The sequence below is a fragment of the Bradyrhizobium sp. ORS 285 genome, from assembly GCF_900176205.1.
In the GTDB taxonomy this organism is placed as follows: domain Bacteria; phylum Pseudomonadota; class Alphaproteobacteria; order Rhizobiales; family Xanthobacteraceae; genus Bradyrhizobium.
Map to the genome: position 1 here is coordinate 5879598 of NZ_LT859959.1, position 18582 is coordinate 5898179.

The following is an 18582-nucleotide window of genomic DNA, read 5'->3' on the forward strand; positions in this document are numbered from 1 at the left end:
GAACCTCTCGCTTGGGATGAACGCTTCTACTTGGATGTTTGCGGCACGAGACGCGGGACCTTGCGGTCCCATTGCAGCGACACGGCATCATTGGGCTTGAGCGCGGCCAACGGCTCGCCGGCATCGGGCGTCGGCCTCACGGCGACCAGCGTCTCGTCGCCGAGCGCCACCACATATTCGGTCTGCGCGCCCATATAGGTGATCGCCTGCACGCGGCCGCGCACCTCGCCCGAGTCGCCGGGGACGATGCCGATCCGCTCCGGGCGCAGCGCGAAGGCGTCGGCATCATCGCGCTCGCCCGCGATGACATCGACCGGAAGCAGCAGGCCGCCGCTGGTACGGAACTCCCCGTCATTCGCTCGCCGGCCGCCCAGGATGTTGCAGCGGCCGACGAAGTCGGCGACGAACGCATCGACAGGCGAATCATAGAGTTCTTGCGGCGTGCCGATCTGGCGCACGCGGCCGCCCTCCATGACGACGAGGCGGTCGGCCATGGTCAGCGCCTCCTCGCGGTCATGCGTCACCATCAAGGTCGTCAGGCCGAGCCGTTGCTGCAGCGCACGGATCTCCAGCCGCACTTCGGCGCGCAGCTTGGCGTCGAGATTGGACAAGGGCTCGTCGAGCAGGAAGATGCGCGGATTGATCACCAGCGCGCGCGCCAGCGCGACGCGCTGCTGCTGGCCGCCCGACAATTGCCGCGGCAGCCGGTCGGCGAGATGCGACAACCGCACCAGCTTCAGCGCCTCGTCGATCTTCGTCTTGCGCTCGGCCGCGTTGAGGCCGCGCATCTCCAGGCCGAAGCCGACATTGTCGGCCGCGCTCATATGCGGAAACAGCGCGTACGACTGGAACACCATGCCGGTCGATCGCTTGTACGCCGGCAGTTGCGTGACGTCCTCGCGATCGAACAGCACGCGGCCGCTGGTCGGCGGCAGGAAGCCCGCCACCATGCGCAAGGTCGTCGTCTTGCCACAGCCGGACGGACCGAGCAGCGCAACCAGCTCGCCCTGGTTGACCGAAAGATCGAGGCCCTCGACGCCGATCGACGTGCCGAAGCGCTTGGTGAGCTTCTCCAGAATGAGCTGCGCCATCACACCACCCGCGACAGTTTGACGAAGCGGTCGGTGATCACCATCAGCAGCCCGACCAGCGTGATCTGCACGGTGGCGACGGCGGCGAGCGTCGGATCGATGCGGAATTCGAGATAGTTCAGCATGGCCACAGGGAGCGTGATCCGTCCGGGGCCGACCAGCAGCATCGACAGATCGAGGTTTTCAAAACTCTGGATGAAGGAGAACATCGCGGCGGCGACGATCCCCGAGCGCATCATCGGCAGGGTGATGCGGCGGAACACCGTGAACGGGCTGGCGCCGAGATTGGCGGCCGCCTCCTCGGCGGCGCGGTCGAGGCCTTGCAGGCTGGCGACGACGAGGCGCACCGTCCACGGAATGGCCAACAGCGTATGCGCGGCGACGAGTCCCTCCGTGGTGGCCTTGATGTCGCGGTCGAGCAGATCCTCGGCCAGCACGTAGAACATATAGAGCCCGGAGCCGGCGACCACGCCGGGCACCGCGAGCGGCGCCAGCAGGAACGACGACAGCGCCTGCCGGCCGCGGAATTCGCCGCGCACGATCGCGAGCGCCGCGGCAGTGCCGAGCGGCACGCCGATCGCGGTCGCGAGCAGCGCCACCTGGAAACTGGTGCCGAGGCCACGCAGGAATTCCGGCTTGCTCAGCGCGTTCGCGTACCATTTCAGCGACAGCCCCGACGGCGGGAAGCTGACGATCTCCTGCGCGAAGAAGCTGGTCATCACGATCATGACGACCGGCGCGAAGATGATGGCGTAAGCGACGACGATCAGTGTCCGCACTGCGAATTGGCCGATAGACAGTTGTCCCGTAAAACGGAACAGCATTGCAGACACCTCAACAAACAAAAGGGCAGGTTGCGCGGCGGCATCGTAGTCGGCGGCTCCGCTGCCGCCAAGCCTGCGGTCCGAGTTATCGCAATGCACATGTGCATGGACTGACGTCGTGCGGTGCCGCGATCCTGACGCGCAAATGGCCCGGCACTCCATCTGCGCGCTAATAGCACCCCGCCATTTCCGATCTTCAGCACTCGACGGCTGACCGGCCGTCCAGCCGGCCGGCGCCGCGCTCCATCGCAGCGGCGCGGTTTTGGGCAAAGGCTGCCCAATCCTTGCACCGGCGCGATGCAAGATTTTGTGCGCCCCCGGACAAGTCATCCGCGCGGGCGCGCACCTAAGCTTGGTCCTGAGCTTGGACCGGGGCGACGGCACCCATGCACCGCCGGACCAGCGCGACATCATCGTTCGAAGGAGCTGGCAACATGCAGACAAGGCTATTCACCGGAGCGCGACGCGCGTGGCTTGCCGCGTTCGGCGCCATCATCGCGGTGGGGCTTCTCGCCCCCATCGACGCGCAGGCGGCGACGCCGGCGGGCTGCGCGGCGCTGAAGGAGAAATATCCGGACTGGAAGGGCAAGACGCTCGTCAACGCCATCAATCCGCACACCCCGGGCTATGAGTCGATCGACCCGAAGGATCCAAGCAAATATGTCGGCTTCGACATCGATCTCGGCGAGGCGATCGGCGACTGCCTCGGCTTCAAGCTGACGTATAAGGCCGTGACGTTCGCCGCGCTGCTGACGACGCTCTCAAGCGGCCAGGCCGACATCGTCATCTCCGACATCTATGCCACCAAGGAGCGCGCCAAGGCCGCCGACTTCATCACCTATTCCAAGGTGTTCGACGGCGTGCTGGTCGCCAAGGGCAACCCGAAGGGCATCAACGGCATCAATCTGTCGCTGTGCGGCGCGGCCGCGGCCGAGAACACCGGCTATGTCGAGGTGCCGCTGATCCAGGATCTCGCGCCGAAATGCAAGGAAGCCGGCAAGCCCGAGCCGACCGTGCAGCTCTATGACAACAACGCCAACTGCATCCAGGCGATCCTCGCCGGCCGCGCCGACACCTATATCAACGACGTCAACACGGTCGACCAGGCGGTGAAGGCCTATCCGGACAAGCTGGAAAAGGCCATCGCCGTGACCATCCCCTATTCGGTGGGCATCGCCGTGCCGAAGGACAAGCCCAAGTTCCGCGACGCCGTGCTGGCCGCCCTGATCGAGGTGCAGAAGGAAGGCATCCACCAGGAGCTCTTGAAGAAGTGGCAGCTCGATCCGGCCAACTTCAAGGAGCCGGATATCCTGACGGCGGACTAATAGCTCGCAGTTTTGAAGCTGAAGTTTTGGCCACGCGGGCAGTGCGCTCCCCTCCCCCTTGCGGGGAGGGGTCGGGGGTGGGGGTCCACACGAAAAGTCTTTCCTGGGTACCCCCCTCCCTAGCCCTCCCCCACAAGGGGGGAGGGAGCGAACCGGTTCATTGGCGACATATGCGTGAACCACACACGTAGCTAACGATCTCAGCACCGGCGCCGTACGACGCGACTTCGTAGGGTGGGCAAAGCGAAGCGTGCCCACCGTCTTTCTTCCGCAGCACCGCGGTGGGCACGGCGCGTCGCGCCTTTGCCCACCCTACGTCCTCAGCCAGGCCGCCTGCTCATGTCCCTCTTCCTGCACTATCTCAGCATGCCGTATCTCCTGCAGGGCATCGAGCTGACCCTGCAGGTCACCGCGCTCGGCCTGGTCGGCGGACTGATCCTTGGCCTGATCCTCGCCGCGATGCAGCTCAGCCGGTTCTGGCCGCTGGCTGTGATCGCGCGCGGCTACACCGTGATCTTTCGCGGCACGCCGCTGATCCTGCAGATGGTGTTCGCCTACGACGCCCTGCCGCATATCGGCATCAAGCTGCCGGCGGTGCTGGCCGCCGGCCTTGCGCTGGCCTGCAACGAGGCGCCGTTCATCGCCGAGATGCTGCGCTCCGGCGTGCTCGGCATCGATCGCGGCCAGCTGCTCGCCGGCCAGGCGCTCGGCATGACACCGTCCGTGCTGATGCGCCGGATCATCGCGCCGCAGGCGATCCGCACGATGATCCCCGCCTTCGGCAACGAGGCGGTGAGCGCGCTGAAGAACTCCTCGCTCGCCTCGGTCATCGCCGTGCAGGAGCTGACCCTGCGCTCGACGCAGCTGGCGTCCTCGACCTTCGATTTCTTCTCGATCTTCTTTGCTTCTGGCCTGCTCTATCTGGTGCTGACCGGGGCCATCAGCGTCATCCAACTCGCCCTGGAGTGGCTGCTCGATCTCGACCGCACGGCGAAGCAGCGCAAGCTGGCGGATTACTTGCCGTGGCGCCGTGTCGATCTCGCAACCAAGCTGGAGCTGGCGGCGAAGACCTCCCCCGCCATCGAGGCCGCCCCACCCGAACCCGCCGAATTGAAAGAGACACCGCCGCTCGCCTTGTCGATCGAAGACCGTGCCCGACGCGCCGCCACGATTGCTCGCAACAACGTCGCTGTCGAGGTCAAGGAGCTCCGCAAGGCCTATCACGGCAACAAGGTGCTCGACGGTCTCGATCTCACCGTGCGCATCGGCGAGGTGATCGCGCTACTCGGGCCGTCAGGCTCCGGCAAGAGCACCCTGCTCCGCTGCATCAATCATCTGGAGAACTGGGACTCTGGTGAGATCCGTGTCGGCGGCCGCAAGCTCGGCTTCGACGACAAGGGGCGCAAGCTGTCGCCGCGCGCCATCGCCAATGAGCGCGCCAATGTCGGCGTCGGCATGGTGTTTCAGCAGTTCAATCTGTTCGCGCATCTCACGGCCAAGGAGAACATCGCGGGTCCGCTCCGGTGGGTCCATGGCCTCGGCCGTATCGAGGCCGAGCGTCGCGCGGTCGAGCTGCTGGAGCGCGTCGGGCTGTCGCATCGCGCCGATGCGCTGCCGCGGCATCTCTCCGGCGGGCAGCAGCAACGCGTCGCCATTGCGCGTGCGCTGGCGCCGAACCCGAGCGTGCTGCTGCTGGACGAGCCGACCTCGGCGCTCGATCCCGAGTTGGTCAACGAGGTGCTGGAGGTGATCCGCCGCCTCGCGATCGACGACGGGCTGACCATGATCATCTCGACGCATCAGATCCGCTTCGCCGACGAGGTCGCCGACCGCGTTGCCTTCCTCAATGGCGGCGTGATCCTGGAACAGGGCCCCGCACACGAGGTGCTGACCAACCCGCGCCACCCGCTGACCGCGCGCTTCCTCTCGGTGATGGAGGCCGAACGGCCGAAGGACGCGGTCGCATGAGCGTGTGGTTCGCAGCTCGCCCGGGGCCATCCTTCGAGACGCCCGCCTGCGGCGGGCTCCTCAGGATGAGGTCTGTGGGTGAGGTGCGCTCGCTTCACCCCCCGACACCCAACCCTCATGGTGAGGAGGCGCGCAGCGCCGTCTCGAACCATGAGGCCCGAATGGCGCCCAATACAACGCGCTCTTTCAAACTCTCAACTTCCTCGATCTCTGAGCAAAGAGGCCCTCGCATGAAGCACCATCTGCTGCCGGTGTCCAACAAGACCGTCCACTGGGGCTATTTCTCCAAGGTGGTGACACCCGCGCTCACCTTGCGCTCCGGCGACCGCGCCACGATCGAGACGCTGACGCATCACGCCAATGACGACTATGAGCGGATGATCAAGGACGATCCGGGCGCCGAGAGCGTGTTCAAATGGACGAAGGAACATAAGGCCGTGGCGCGGCGCGGTTCGGGGCCGACCGAAGGGCCCTTCATCCGCGGTTCCGGCGAAGGCATCGGCGTGCATCTGCTCACCGGTCCGGTCGCGATCGACGGCGCAGAGCCCGGCGACGTGCTGGAGGTACGCATCCTCGACATCCGGCCGCGGCCGAGCCAATGCGGCTGCCATGCCGGCAAATGCTTCGGCTCCAATGCCGCGGCCAATTGGGGCTTTCACTATCACGATCTCATTGAGGAGCCGAAGCCGCGCGAGGTCGTGACCATCTTCGAACTCGATACCGCAGGCGAGCCGTTCGCCAAGGCGGTCTACAATTACGTCTGGACGCCGCAAACCGATCCCGACGGCATCGTGCATCCGACCATCGACTATCCCGGCGTGCCGGTCGACCACACCACGATCAAGAAGCGCGAGAACATCCTGCCCGGCATCAAGGTGCCGGCCCGGCTGCATTTCGGCACGATGGGGCTGGCGCCGTCGGAAGCCGACTACGTGTCCTCGATTCCGCCGAGCTACACTGGCGGCAACATCGATGATTGGCGCATCGGCAAGGGCTCGCGGATGTATTATCCGGTCGCGGTGCCGGGCGCCTATTTCTCGGTCGGCGATCCCCACGCGGCGCAGGGCGACAGCGAGCTCGGCGGCACCGCGATCGAGACCTCGCTGACCGGCGATTTCGAGTTCATCCTGCACAAGAAGAGCGATCTCGCCGGCACCTCGCTCGAAGGCCTCACGCATCCGCTGCTCGAGACCAGCGACGCCTGGTCGGTCTACGGCTTCACCTATCCGAACTATCTCGCCGAGCTCGGCGCCAACGCCCAGACCGAGATCGCCAACCACTCCAGCCTCGACCGCGCCATGCGCGACGCCTTCCGCAAACTGCGGCGCTTCCTGATGACGGTGCACCATCTCAGCGAGGACGAGGCGATCTCGCTGATGTCCGTCGGCGCGGATTTCGGCGTGACGCAAGTGGTCGATGCGAATTGGGGCGTGCACGGCACGATCCGGAAGAATGTGTTCCGGTGTGATTGAGTCCGTCGATGCTGGCTCAAGCTCCCTCGCCGAAGGCGGTCTGCTCCCTCCCCCCTTGTGGGGGAGGGTTGGGGAGGGGGGTACCCCAGGCGACACTGCCGCCGGGGACCCCCACCCCTAACCCCTCCCCGCCTAGCGAAGCTCCGCTTCGCGCGGGGGGAGGGGAACAGACCGCGCAAGTGGCGACAGGGTCGATCACCAAAGGACCACGGGAAGAGCACTGAGCACCAACGGCACACGACCTACAGTGAAACTCATCTGGCACGGGGGTTGCTTCGAAATCCCGGACCCGGGGCGTGCCATGAGTTTCCGTCCGTTCACCAGCGAATCCTATGCGCAGGGCGAGCGCCCCGAGGCGTGGCGCGATGTGCTGAATTCGGTCGGGCTGCAGCCTGCCGCAAAATCGCCGTTCGACGATGGGCACGCGACCGCCTCGAATCGCAGCGCGCCGGGCGTTGCGCTGTCGCGGCTGTCGGCGGGCGCGCAGGCCATCGCTGCGGTTCCACAGGTCCAGGAGGACCTGCCCATCGCGCTGCTCGCGATCGAGGATGGCGCCGTGCTCCGCTGCGGCGACGCGCACCGCATCATCCCGTCCGGCCATCTCATCCTGCTGCCGCGCACAGGCGATTGGAGCCTTGCCTTCCAGCGCGATCTGCGCGCGATCGTGCTGTCGGTCACGTCAGCCGCCCTCCACGGCCGCATCAGCGGCAAGCTGAAATTCGCCAAGCCCCAGGTGATCGCGCCGAGCGGGCTCGCCGACGTGGTCTGCCGCACCATGGAGGCGGCCGCGCGGACCCTCGATACCCTGAGCGACGCCGAATGGAGCACGGTCGCGCAGAGCCTGGTCGATCTGCTGCTGACGCTCGCACATCAGCAGGCGGTGCCGACCTCAGAGGCTGGCAGCAGCGCGACCCAGGCTGCGATCCTGCACCGGATCTGCCAGGCGATCGAGCGCCAACTCGAAGACGCCGAGCTGACGCCCACGCGCGTCGCCCAGGCGGAAGGCATCTCTGAGCGCTATCTGCAAAAACTGTTCGAGAGCGCCGGCGACAACTACACGCACTACGTCAAGGAACGGCGGCTGCAGCGCGCCTGGGCCGATCTCTCCAATCCGGCCGAGGCGCATCGCTCGATCTCCGAGATCGCCTATCGCTACGGCTTTGCCGACTCGGCCCATTTCAGCCGCAGCTTCCGTGCCCGTTTCGGCCTGTCGCCGCGCGAGTTCCGGCAGCAGAAGGCCGAGCAGGCGGTGACCTCAGTGGCGCCACGCGGCCAGCGCGGCTGGCCGCAGGATGCGCTGGCGCAGCAGCGCGGCTGCCAGGCGCCGGCCTCACTGAAAAGCAGCACCGCCCTGCCCGCACCTGCCAACGACCGGGATGCGCAACAGCGGCATCACCATCTCGCGGTATCCGCCGAGCGCGTGCATTGGGGCTATTTCAGCCGCTCGCTGCCGCCGCAGATCGAGATCTCATCCGGCGACACGATCACCGTGGAGACGCTGACCCAGCATGCCTCCGATGATCCGGAGCTCATGATCGCGGGCGACGACGGCGCGCTCAGCGTGTTCGGCTGGAGCAAGGCTAAGAAGAACGTCGACCGTCGTGGCGCAGGTCCAATGGACGCCAGCGTGTTCGGCCGCGGCGCGGGCGAGGGGTTTGGCGTGCACATCTGCACCGGGCCGGTCGCGATCAAGGATGCGCAGCCCGGCGACGTGCTCGAAGTGCGCATCCTCGACATCGTGCCGCGGCCGAGCAGGAGCGCGAAGCATAGGGGACGCGTGTTCGGCTCCAGCGTCGCGGCGTGGTGGGGCTATCACTACAACGAGCTAATTGCTTCGCCGCAGCCGCGCGAAGCCGTGACCATCTACGAGATCTTCGCTGACACCCCCGAGCCGCATGCGCGTGCGCTGTACTCCTATCGCTGGGAGCCGCAGACCGACCCGGCCGGCGTGGTGCATGCGACCTACGACTATCCCGGCGTGCCCGTCGCGCCCGACAGCATCAAGCGCCGCCACGGCGTGCTCGACAACATCCGCATTCCGCTGCGGCCGCATTTCGGCGTCATCGCCGTCGCCCCGCGCGAGGTCGATTTCGTCGATTCGATTCCGCCGTCCTACTTCGGCGGCAATCTCGACAATTGGCGGCTCGGCAAGGGATCGACCGTGTATTTGCCGGTCGCGGTCCCCGGCGCGCTGCTCTCGGTTGGCGATCCCCATGCGACGCAAGGCGACGGCGAGCTCGGCGGCACCGCGATCGAATGCTCGATGACCGGCACGTTCCAGGTCATCCTCCACAAGAAGACGCAGCTCGCGGGCAAACCGTTTGCCGATCTCAGTTATCCCTTGATCGAAACCGAAACCGACTGGGTGCTGACCGGGTTCAGCCATCCGAACTATCTGGCCGAGTTCGGCGCGCAGGGCCAGAGCGAGGTCTACGCCAAATCCTCGCTCGACCTCGCGATGAAGGACGCCTTCCGCAAGATGCGCCGCTTCCTGATGCACATCAAAGGTCTCAGCGAGGACGAGGCGATCGCGCTGATGTCGGCCGCGGTGGATTTCGGCGTGACGCAAGTCGTCGACGGCAATTGGGGCGTGCACGCGATCCTGAGCAAGCGGCTGTTCGAGGATGCGGATTGATGTGACGTTGCGTAGGGTGGGCAAAGGCGCGCCCGCGCTGCCGCTGTATCAGATGAAGTGTCCCGCGCCGTGCCCACCGCCGCTCCGAATGGTGGGCACGCGTCGCCTGCGGCGCCGCTTTGTCCTCCCTACTCATTCATTCACAGAAGGACCCCTCACCATGCAGTTCCACATGATCGCCGGCGCGACCAAGCCGGTGGCACCGTTCAGCCATGCCGTCGAGACCGACGGCTTCGTGTTCGTCACCGGCCAGATGCCGGACTCACCGGAGGCGAAGGGCGTGCTGCCGGAGGGGATCGTGGATCAGACGAAGGCGGTGATGCAGAACTTGAAGTACATCCTCCAAGGTCTCAACCTCGGCCTCGAACATATTGTGATGTCTCGGATTTACCTGACCGAGTTCAAGCGGGATTACGCGGCAATGAATGAAACCTATCGTTCATTCTTCCCGCCGGACCGGTTGCCGGCCCGCACCTGCGTTGGCGTCACCGGCCTTGCCTATGACGCGCTGATCGAGATCGATCTGGTCTGCCGACGACCCTAGTTCCGAATGGTAAATTAATCCTCAACAGCCACTTGGGTCATTCGATCTGAGCTGAGGAGGCAGACGCTGGCGCGGATTGTGTGTCGGCGGCGACCGGTGTCAATTCGCCCGACGAATGAGGCGGATCGAAGGGGAGATATCATGCCGTATCAGTTTTCCAATCGCCAGGAGATCCGCAAGCCGGCGGTGACCAGTAAGGGCGGCATCGTCGCGGCGCAGTCGCGGCGGGCGGCCGAAATCGGCGCCGAGGTGCTCGCGGCTGGCGGCGACTGCATCGATGCGGTCATCGCCACCGGCTTTGCGCTCGGCGTCGTCGAGCCGTGGATGAGCGGGCTCGGCGGCGGCGGCGCCATGGTGCTGTACCGCGCAAAGGAGAATCGCGTCGAGGTGATCGACTACGGCATGCGCGCGCCCGACTCCTTGCGTGTCGAGGACTATCCGCTGACCAATGACGGCAGCGTGTCCCGCGACATCTTCCCGTGGCCCCGCGTCAAGGACGACCGCAATCTGCATGGTCCAGGCGCCATCGCTGTGCCCGGCGTGGTCGCCGGCATGGAGGCGGCGCACCGCCGCTACGCCAGGCTGCCATGGCACGACCTGGTGAAGCCGAGCGTCGCGCTCGCGGCCGAGGGCCTGCTGGTGGACTGGTGGACCACCGTGATGATCTCGAGCTGCGCCGCCGATCTGCGCCGCTATCCCGGCAGCGCCGCGGCCTATCTCAAGGACGGCCTGCCGCCCAACCCGCAATGGGGCGCCAAGGCGGTGACGCGGCTGCCGCTGGAGCAGCTCAAGGCGACGCTGGCGCATCTCGCCAGCGCCGGCGCCCGCGACTTCTACCAGGGCGACATCGCGCGCTCCATGACCCGCGACATCCAGGCCGCCGGCGGCGCGCTGTCGGTCGAGGATCTCGCTGGGTTCGAGGCGCATGTCCGCGAGCCGCTACGCATTCCCTATCGCGACGGCACGGTGTTCGCCACGCCGGAGCTGACGGCCGGGCCGACGCTGGCGCATGCGCTCCGGCTGATGCAGACGAGCATCGCGGCCTCCGGCAAGGCGCCCGATGCCGGCGCCTTCATCGCCTATGCCGAGGCGATGCAATCAGCCTATCGCGAGCGCCTCAACGACATGGGCGATGCGGCGGGCAAGCGCGCGCTCGGTGCCGAATATCTCGCGCCCGCCTGCACCACGCACTACTCCGTGGTCGATCGCGACGGCAACATGGCCGCGGTGACGCAGACCCTGCTGTCCGGCTTCGGCTCGAAATTCCAGGCGCCGCAGAGCGGCATCATGATGAACAACGGCATCATGTGGTTCGACCCGACGCCCGGCACCACCAACTCGCTCGCGCCCGGCAAGCGCTGCCTCACCAACTACACGCCCGTCGTGGCACAGGCCGCCGACGGCCGCCGCCTCGCACTCGGCGCCTCCGGCGGCCGCCGCATCCTGCCCGCGGTGGCGCAGATGCTGTCCTTCGTGATGGATTACGGCATGGACCTCGACGCTGCGATCCATCAGCCGCGCATCGACGCCAGCGAAGGCGACGTGGTCGGCGCCGATACGCGGCTGCCCGCGGAAGTGATGAGCGCGCTCTCGGCGAAGTTCGAGACCGTACCGGCACCGGTGCAGACCATGCCGATGAAGTTCGCCTGCCCCAGCATCGTGCTGCGCGACCGCGACGTGAACAGCGGCGCGACGGAGATCGCGCACGCCTGGGGCGATGCGGTGGCGGAGAGCTGAGGTTCAATTAAATTCGAGCTATTCCCGCAACGGCGGTGAGCTCCCCTCCCCCTTGCGGGGAGGGGTTGGGGGTGGGGGTCCACGAATCCCGCTCGACGTGAGGCGTACCCGTAGTTCTTTGGATACGCCACGAGAATTGACGCGTCTTACACTTGCCGCATCCCTACAGCGTTCCTAATCGATTTCATCGCCCGGAGCCCCCCACCCCCGACCCCTCCCCGCAAGGGGGAGGGGAGATGAGGTCGCGGCGCCTTCATCGCAGAACGTACGAACAGAGCGCGCTGGGAGAGCGGTAATCGAGAAGCCTCGCGACTACTCCACCAACGCCTTCACCAGTCCGCTCTCTGCGTCCGCCAGCTCCTCGATCACATCGAAATGGTGCCGGTCCGGCGCCTCGACATAGGCCGTGGATGCACCGAGCCCCGTCCAGATATTCGCGAGCAGCTGGGCCTGGCGGCGGAATTCGTTGCGCTCGGCGCCGCCGACCCAGGCGGTCACCTCAACGCCGTCGACCGGCACCAGTAGCGCCGGGCTCTCGCGCAGCGCGGTGGCATCGTCGATATGCAACGTCTCATTCATCGCGGTCCGCTGCAGCGGACGCAAATCGTGCAGGCCAGAGATCGAGACCACGCTGCTGATGCGCTTCTGCCGTTCTGCCGACAACGGCGCGCCGCGGCAGATCATGCGGCTGACGAGATGGCCGCCGGCGGAATGGCCAGTGAGCGCGACAGGCCCGTCGACCTCGTCCATCGCCTTCGCAATGGCCTGCGCGACATCGACGCTGATCTCAGCGATGCTGACCTCAGGGCACAGTCGATACGAGGGCATCGCCACGGCAAAGCCGTGGGCGATCGGTCCCTGCGCCAGATGCGACCAGAAGCTCTTGTCGAGCCGCATCCAGTAGCCGCCATGCACGAACACGACGAGGCCCTTCGGCTTGCCTTCGGGCAGGAACAGATCCAGCCGCTGCCGCTCGTGCCCGCCATAGGCGATGTCGAGCTTTGCACGCCCCTGCCCTGTGAGTTCAGCGCGATACGCTTCCGCCGGCGCGACCCATAGCCCGGGCCAGCGCTCGCCGCCGGGGATGTTCGGGCCGTTGGCATAGGCGTTGTCCCAGTCCTTGACGGCATACAGCATGAGTATCTCCTGATCGAATGAGCGCGCGGCTCAGAGCCCTGTGCGCAGCTTCCAGAGTTCGGGGAACAGCACGATCTCCAGCATCTTGCGTAAATAGTTCACGCCCGAGGTGCCGCCGGTGCCGGTCTTGAAGCCGATGATGCGCTCCACCGTCGTGACGTGGTTGAAGCGCCAGCGGCGGAAATAGTCTTCGAAATCGACCAGCTTCTCGGCGAGCTCATACAGCTCCCAATGCCGCTGCGGATCGCGGTAGACGCTGGTCCAGGCCGCCGCGACCTCCGGGCTCTCGGTGCGGGTGCCGCGCCAGTCGCTGCGCTGGCCATCGGCGCCGATGAAGAAGCCGCGGCGCGCCAGCAGCCGCAGCGCTTCGTCATACAGGCTGGGCTTGGCAAGGATCGCCTCGAGCTCGGCCGTCAGTTCGGGATGATGCGCATGCGGACGCAGCATCGCGAGATTGCGGTTGCCGAGCAGGAATTCGATGGAGCGATACTGAAACGACTGGAAGCCGGAGGACTCGCCGAGCTTGTCACGAAACAGCGTGTATTCGCTGGGCGTCATCGTGCGCAGCACGTCCCAGGCGCCGTTGAGCTGCTCGAAGATGCGCGACACCCGCGCCAGCATCTTGAACGCCGGCTGCACGTCATCCCGCGCGATCGCCGCCATCGCCGCCTTGATCTCGTGGATCGCGAGCTTCATCCACAATTCGGAGGTCTGGTGCTGGATGATGAACAGCAGCTCGTCATGGGCCGAGGACAGCGGCGCCTGCGCATCGAGCAGGCGATCCAGCATCAGATAGTCGCCATAGGACATCCGTCCCTTGAAGTTCATCCGCGCGCCTTCGGTGGCGGGATCGTAGGGACCGTTGCTCACGTCACGAGCTCCTTCTGGCGATATTCGGGCTTGTCCCAAAGCTTGTTGTCGAGGACCTCCGCGAGGATGTCGACGGCGCCGCGCACCTCGGCCTCGCCGATGTAGAGTGGCGTGAAGCCGAAGCGCAGCGCGTCCGGCGCGCGGAAGTCGCCGATGACGCCGCGGGCGATCAGCGCGCGCATGATCGCATAGCCGTCGGGATGACGGAACGACACCTGGCTGCCGCGCCGCGTCGCATCGCGCGGCGACGCCAGCGTCAGCGACGGGCAGCGCTTCTCGACTTCAGCGATGAACAGCTCGGAGAGCGCCATCGAGGCCTTGCGCACATCCTGCATCGACACGCCGTCCCAGGCGTCCAGCGCCGCATCGAGGGCTGCAAGCGCGATGATCGGCGGCGTGCCGATGCGCATGCGCTCGATGCCGCCGCCGGGGCGATAGTCGAGATCGAAGGCGAACGGCGCCTCGTGACCCATCCAGCCCGACAGCGCGGGAGGTGCGATATCGGCATGACGTGGCGCGACATAGATGAAGGCCGGCGCGCCGGGGCCACCGTTGAGATATTTGTAGGTGCAGCCGACCGCGAAATCCGCGTCGGCACCGGCGAGATCGACCGGCACGGCGCCCGCGGAATGCGCGAGATCCCACACCGTGAGCGCGCCAACGACATGGGCCTTCTTCGTCAATGCCGCCATGTCGTGCATGCGGCCGGTGCGGTAGTCCACCTCGGTCAGCATCATCACGGCGACATCGCCGTCGATCGCGGCCTCGACCTGCTCGGGCTCCACCACCTTCAGCGCTGCGCGATCGCCGAGCATGCGGATCAGGCCTTGCGCCATGTAGAGATCGGACGGAAAGTTGCCGCTGTCCGACAGGATCACGCGGCGACCCGGATTGAGCGACAGCGCCGCGGCGAGCGCCTGATAGACCTTGATCGACAGCGTGTCGCCCATCACGACCGTGCCGGGCGCTGCGCCGATCAGCCGCGCGATGCGGTCGCCGACGCGGCGCGGCTGCACCATCCAGCCGGCGCTGTTCCAGCCGCGGATCAGCTCCTGGCCCCATTCCGCCTCGAGCATCCGGGCCACGCGGGCGGGCACCGCCGCGGGCAGCGCGCCGAGCGAATTGCCGTCGAGATAGATGACTCCGTCAGGAATCCTGAAAAGCGATCGGGTGTGAGAAAAATCCGCCATGCTGCCTTGCTCTGTTCGCCATCCCGAATGCATGATTCGGGCCGCAAGAGACCAGATCGACCGGCGCCCCATTGTCCGCCGCCTGATCTTGGCTCTGTCATGACAGCCGTCACGGAGCAAGTGCGATGCGCGTTTCAGCCTGGCTCATCTGCCTCAGCCTGCTTTCGACGCCGGCCCTCGCCGGCAGCGACGTCACCGCCGCGCAGGGTGTCATCCGCGCCCAGGAGCAGGCGCTGGCCCGCGACGACGGCGCGAGCGCCTATGCGCAGGCGGCCCCGGAAATCCAGGCGCTCTTCCCGAGCATCGAGGTCTTCATGGCGATGGTGCGCGAGGGCTATGCACCGGTCTACCGCCACAAGAGCTTCGAGTTCGGCGCAGCGCAGGCGGAGGACGGCGTAATCGCCCAGCGCGTCCACATCGTCGATGCCAATGGCGAGGCCTGGGAGGCGCTCTACACCCTGCAAACGCAGCCGGACGGCAGCCTCAAGATCACCGGTTGCTCGCTGTTGAAGACCGGCCAGTCGGTGTGAATCAGTTCAGCGCGACGGCGTCGGCGGACCGCCGTGCTGCTGGCGCCATTGCAGGAATTGGCGGAACAGCGCGCTGCGCTCGGCTGGATCATTCGAGATCTGTCCGCCGGTCCGGCGCACGAAATTCTCGAACTGCTGCTGCTGCACGTCGGCGACCTGCGGCCGCGGCGTCATGTTGCGGGCAACCAGCCAGTCATCCGCCGCCTTGAAGCGCTTCCAGCCGGGAATGACAGCCACGATGCTTGATTCCTTCCACTTCGGATGCCGCGGCGGCTTCATGAACTCGTCGTAGTTGGCGAAGAACGCGTCGACGAAGCGCGCGACCTTGCGGTAGCGCTCGGTATTCTCAGGCCAGTTGTAGCTGACCAGCAGCATGCCGATCGCCACCGTCTCGACGGTCTCGCCGGGATTGAGCAGGTTCGGATACTCCTCCGCCGCCAAGGTCGTCGGCAGATACAGGTCCTGCAGCCGGCGATCGTAGGGGATCGTCACCAGATGCAGCGCGCGGTTTTCGTTCCTGATGTTGCGGGCGAGCTGGAACACCTTGCCGGTCGAGACGATGTAGGCGTCGGCCTCGCCGTCGATCAGCTTCTGGATCGATTTCGCATCGTCCGTCGCGTAGTCGAACGACGCGGTCATGCCGAGCCGGTTGAAGATCACGCGCGCCGAATAGAAGCCGACATCGGTCGGCGCGATGATGCGCTTGCCGTTGAGATCGAAGATCGAGCGGATCGAGGACCGCGCGATGACGTGAATCTCGTTGTGATAGAGCCGCGCGATGTAGCGGAGCTGCGAGGTGATGTCCGGGATGCCGTATTGCAGGCGGTAGAACTCGGGCACGTCGGCGGCGACCGCGCCCATGTCGATGCTCTTGAGGAACAGGATGTCGGACACGTTGCGCACCGGCCCCTTGCCGAGCACCGGCAGCACGCGGACATTGGTCTGGTCGTCGAGCACGCGCGCCATGTCGGAGCCGAACACCGAAGTCGCGCCGCCGGCCGGCGCGGTGATGATGGTGACGGTGCCGTCATTGACGTCGTTCGGATTGGGCAGCCGCCACACGTCGGGTCCGCTGCCGGGCACCGGCGACAGCGACGCCGGCAGGCCGGCGGGACGCGGCGGCGCCGGCGCAATGGCCGCGTTGGGCTTGGCTGGCGCGGGCGCGACCGGCACGATCACTGAGCGGGTGGCCGCGGAGCGCGGCGGCTGCGATGCTTGCGGCTGCTGTTGCAGTTGCGGCCAGGCCTGCGCGGAGGCATCGCTCATCATGAGCCCGGCGGCGAGCGCGGCAACAACCCCAAGCGAAACGGCGCGTGAAACGATGGACATAGCGCAACGGCCTCCTGCACCATCGCGATGCCGCCGCAGCAATCTCACTGGCCCTGAGCATTCGCCTCGGTGCCTGCCCTGCGTCAGGCAAGCGACGGGCGACCGCGGCCTCGGCTGAGACCTCGCGACAAATCCACTTCGCGATGCGAAGCGCGCGGGACCCCACAGCCCTCGCTGGCCTCGATCGAGATCGTAGTTGCGGAATCGGATTCGATGGATTTGCGGCGGCGGACGGGATTTTGTATGACGGCGTGCATATGAAGCCGGATCGGGTCCGACTGTTGCCCCCGCGCAACGGCGCTCCGCTTAGGCCGCCAGCCGGTGTTGCCGCCGGGCCAGAATGAGAAGCGTCACCACGATCGCGAGGTTGAGCGCATTCCAGGCGATGCCGTTGGCGAAGGCCGCGGCGTAGGACCCGGTGGCGTCGAAGATCACGCCCGACACCCAGCCGCCGAAAGACATGCCGAACACCGAGGCGAAGATGACGATGCCGACCCGGGTCGCTGCCTCGCGGGCCGGCATCGCCTCGCGCACGATGATGGCGTAGCTCGGCACGATGCCGCCCTGGAACAGGCCGAACATGCCGGAAATCAGATACAACGACGTGAGGCCGTCGAAGAACAAATAGAACAGCAGCGCAAAGCCCTGCGCCAGCGAGCCGATCAGCAGCGTGCGCATGCCGCCGACGCGGTCGGCGAGGAAGCCCGAGCCGATCCGGCTGACGATGCCGAGCGCCATCATCAGGGACAGCATCTGCGCGCCGACCGCGACGCCGTAGCCGAGGTCGCCGCAATAGGCGACGATATGCACCTGCGGCATCGCCATCGCCACGCAGCAGGCGATCGCGGCGACGCTGAGCAGCACGGTCAGCGCATTGGTGGAGATCGGCAGGCTCAGTTGCGGCGGCGGGGCCTGGCTGTGGTCATGCGCTCCGGCGCCGCCCATCCGCGCGCGCAGCACCAGCAGCAGCGCCGACATCGTCACCGCGCAGAAGATGCCGAGCGCGACATGGGTGGCGCGCCAGCCGATCTGCTGCACGCCGTAATTCACCAGCGGCGGCCACACCGTGCCGGCGACGTAGTTACCCGAAGCGACAATCGTGACGGCGAGCCCGCGATAACGCTCGAACCAGTGCGACGCCTCGGCCATCAGCGGCGCGAAGGTCACGGACGAGCCGAGCCCGATCAGGAAATACACCGCCTGGAACTGCCACAGCGTCACCGAGGCCCCGGCCAGCAGATAGGCTGCGGCCGTGGTGGCGATGGACAGCGCCATCGCGGTGACGATGCCGAAGCGGTCGGTGATGCGGCCGACGATGACGCCGCCGAGGCCGAAGCCGAACATCGTCAGCGTATAGGCCAGCGACACCGCGCCGCGGCTCGCCGCATATTCGGCCTGCACGGTCGGCAGCACGACCACGACGGTCCACATCCCGGCGCCGCCGATGGAGCCGATCACGAGCGCCAGCGCCAGCCGCGCCCAGGCCTGGCGCGAGTCCGGTGTGAAGTGAGGCGCGTCCTCGAATCTTGTGGTGGGTCCGTGCACGATGCCGGCAACTTCGTCGCCGCATGCCGCGGGGTCAAGCCGCATTGCTGCGGGCTTGGGCATGCAGAAGCAGCGCAACAAAAGTGGGCTTGGGTCGCGCGTGCGCGCGCATTTCCGAACTGCCGTTCGCACGAGGTGATGAGGAGCGATCGTATTGAATGTGGGTGCAAGCTCGCGCCTCACGCACGGTGCGCTCCCTCTCCCCGTTCTTACGGGGAGAGGGTTGGGGTGAGGGGCAGCCACACGGGAAGTGTGAGTTGGGCAGACACGCGGGCACCGCCCCCGCGGAAAGCCCCCCTCACCCGGATGGCATCTGACGATGCCATCCGACCTCTCCCCGCCTTAGCGAAGCTGCGCTTCGCCCTGGCGGGGCGAGGTACACCGA

Annotated in this window: 14 protein-coding genes; 7 read left to right on the plus strand and 7 right to left on the minus strand. The window is 66.5% G+C overall.

Features of this window, described 5'->3' with window-relative positions; translation table 11 throughout:
- Positions 1 to 26 precede the first annotated feature (26 nt).
- Positions 27 to 1091 (minus strand): ABC transporter ATP-binding protein, encoded by a 1065-nt coding sequence (locus tag BRAD285_RS26395; RefSeq protein ID WP_035644520.1) that lies wholly within the window; start codon positions 1089 to 1091, stop codon positions 27 to 29.
- On the minus strand, positions 1091 to 1915 hold the full coding sequence (locus tag BRAD285_RS26400; protein ID WP_035644523.1) for an ABC transporter permease: 825 nt from the start codon (positions 1913 to 1915) through the stop codon (positions 1091 to 1093). The genes BRAD285_RS26395 and BRAD285_RS26400 overlap by 1 nt, the downstream gene beginning before the upstream one ends.
- A gap of 434 nt (positions 1916 to 2349) precedes the next feature.
- Here BRAD285_RS26400 and BRAD285_RS26405 point away from each other — a divergent pair, with 434 nt between their 5' ends.
- From BRAD285_RS26405 to BRAD285_RS26430, 6 genes are all read left to right on the plus strand, one after another.
- Entirely contained in the window at positions 2350 to 3240 is an 891-nt protein-coding gene (locus BRAD285_RS26405) for an ABC transporter substrate-binding protein (RefSeq protein ID WP_006609468.1), read from the plus strand.
- Positions 3241 to 3579: 339 nt separating this feature from the next.
- Complete coding sequence (locus BRAD285_RS26410; protein WP_006611206.1) at positions 3580 to 5208, plus strand: amino acid ABC transporter permease/ATP-binding protein; 1629 nt, start codon at positions 3580 to 3582, stop codon at positions 5206 to 5208.
- A 230-nt stretch (positions 5209 to 5438) separates the two neighbouring features.
- Positions 5439 to 6680: an acetamidase/formamidase family protein gene (locus BRAD285_RS26415; protein WP_006611207.1), complete on the plus strand. Its 1242-nt coding sequence runs from the start codon at positions 5439 to 5441 to the stop codon at positions 6678 to 6680.
- Between the two features lie 301 nt (positions 6681 to 6981).
- Complete coding sequence (locus tag BRAD285_RS26420) at positions 6982 to 9315, plus strand: acetamidase/formamidase family protein (protein WP_006612904.1); 2334 nt, start codon at positions 6982 to 6984, stop codon at positions 9313 to 9315.
- Between the two features lie 160 nt (positions 9316 to 9475).
- Positions 9476 to 9859, plus strand: a complete 384-nt coding sequence (locus BRAD285_RS26425) for a RidA family protein (protein WP_006612903.1) — start codon at positions 9476 to 9478, stop codon at positions 9857 to 9859.
- 141 nt (positions 9860 to 10000) lie between these two features.
- Entirely contained in the window at positions 10001 to 11596 is a 1596-nt protein-coding gene (locus BRAD285_RS26430; RefSeq protein ID WP_006612902.1) for a gamma-glutamyltransferase family protein, read from the plus strand.
- Positions 11597 to 11908: 312 nt separating this feature from the next.
- On the opposite strand, the gene BRAD285_RS26435 is transcribed toward BRAD285_RS26430, so the two are convergent.
- The 3 genes from BRAD285_RS26435 to kynU are packed head-to-tail and all read right to left on the minus strand — an operon-like array spanning position 11909 to position 14793.
- Positions 11909 to 12733: an alpha/beta hydrolase gene (locus BRAD285_RS26435; protein WP_006612901.1), complete on the minus strand. Its 825-nt coding sequence runs from the start codon at positions 12731 to 12733 to the stop codon at positions 11909 to 11911.
- 30 nt (positions 12734 to 12763) lie between these two features.
- The gene (gene kynA, locus BRAD285_RS26440) at positions 12764 to 13603 is read right to left on the minus strand and encodes a tryptophan 2,3-dioxygenase (protein WP_006612900.1); all 840 of its coding nucleotides are present in this window, start codon (positions 13601 to 13603) and stop codon (positions 12764 to 12766) included.
- Positions 13600 to 14793 (minus strand): kynureninase, encoded by a 1194-nt coding sequence (kynU, locus tag BRAD285_RS26445; protein ID WP_006612899.1) that lies wholly within the window; start codon positions 14791 to 14793, stop codon positions 13600 to 13602. The genes kynA and kynU overlap by 4 nt, the downstream gene beginning before the upstream one ends.
- Before the next feature lie 125 nt (positions 14794 to 14918).
- On the opposite strand from kynU, the gene BRAD285_RS26450 reads away from it, so the two are divergent.
- Positions 14919 to 15323: a DUF4864 domain-containing protein gene (locus BRAD285_RS26450; RefSeq protein WP_006612898.1), complete on the plus strand. Its 405-nt coding sequence runs from the start codon at positions 14919 to 14921 to the stop codon at positions 15321 to 15323.
- Positions 15324 to 15329: 6 nt separating this feature from the next.
- Here BRAD285_RS26450 and BRAD285_RS26455 read toward each other — a convergent pair whose 3' ends face one another.
- Together BRAD285_RS26455 and BRAD285_RS26460 are read right to left on the minus strand one after the other, a co-directional pair.
- Positions 15330 to 16406, minus strand: coding sequence for a TAXI family TRAP transporter solute-binding subunit (locus tag BRAD285_RS26455; protein WP_006612897.1), 1077 nt, complete (start codon positions 16404 to 16406; stop codon positions 15330 to 15332).
- Between the two features lie 552 nt (positions 16407 to 16958).
- Complete coding sequence (locus BRAD285_RS26460) at positions 16959 to 18197, minus strand: MFS transporter (protein ID WP_006612895.1); 1239 nt, start codon at positions 18195 to 18197, stop codon at positions 16959 to 16961.
- Positions 18198 to 18582: the final 385 nt, after the last annotated feature.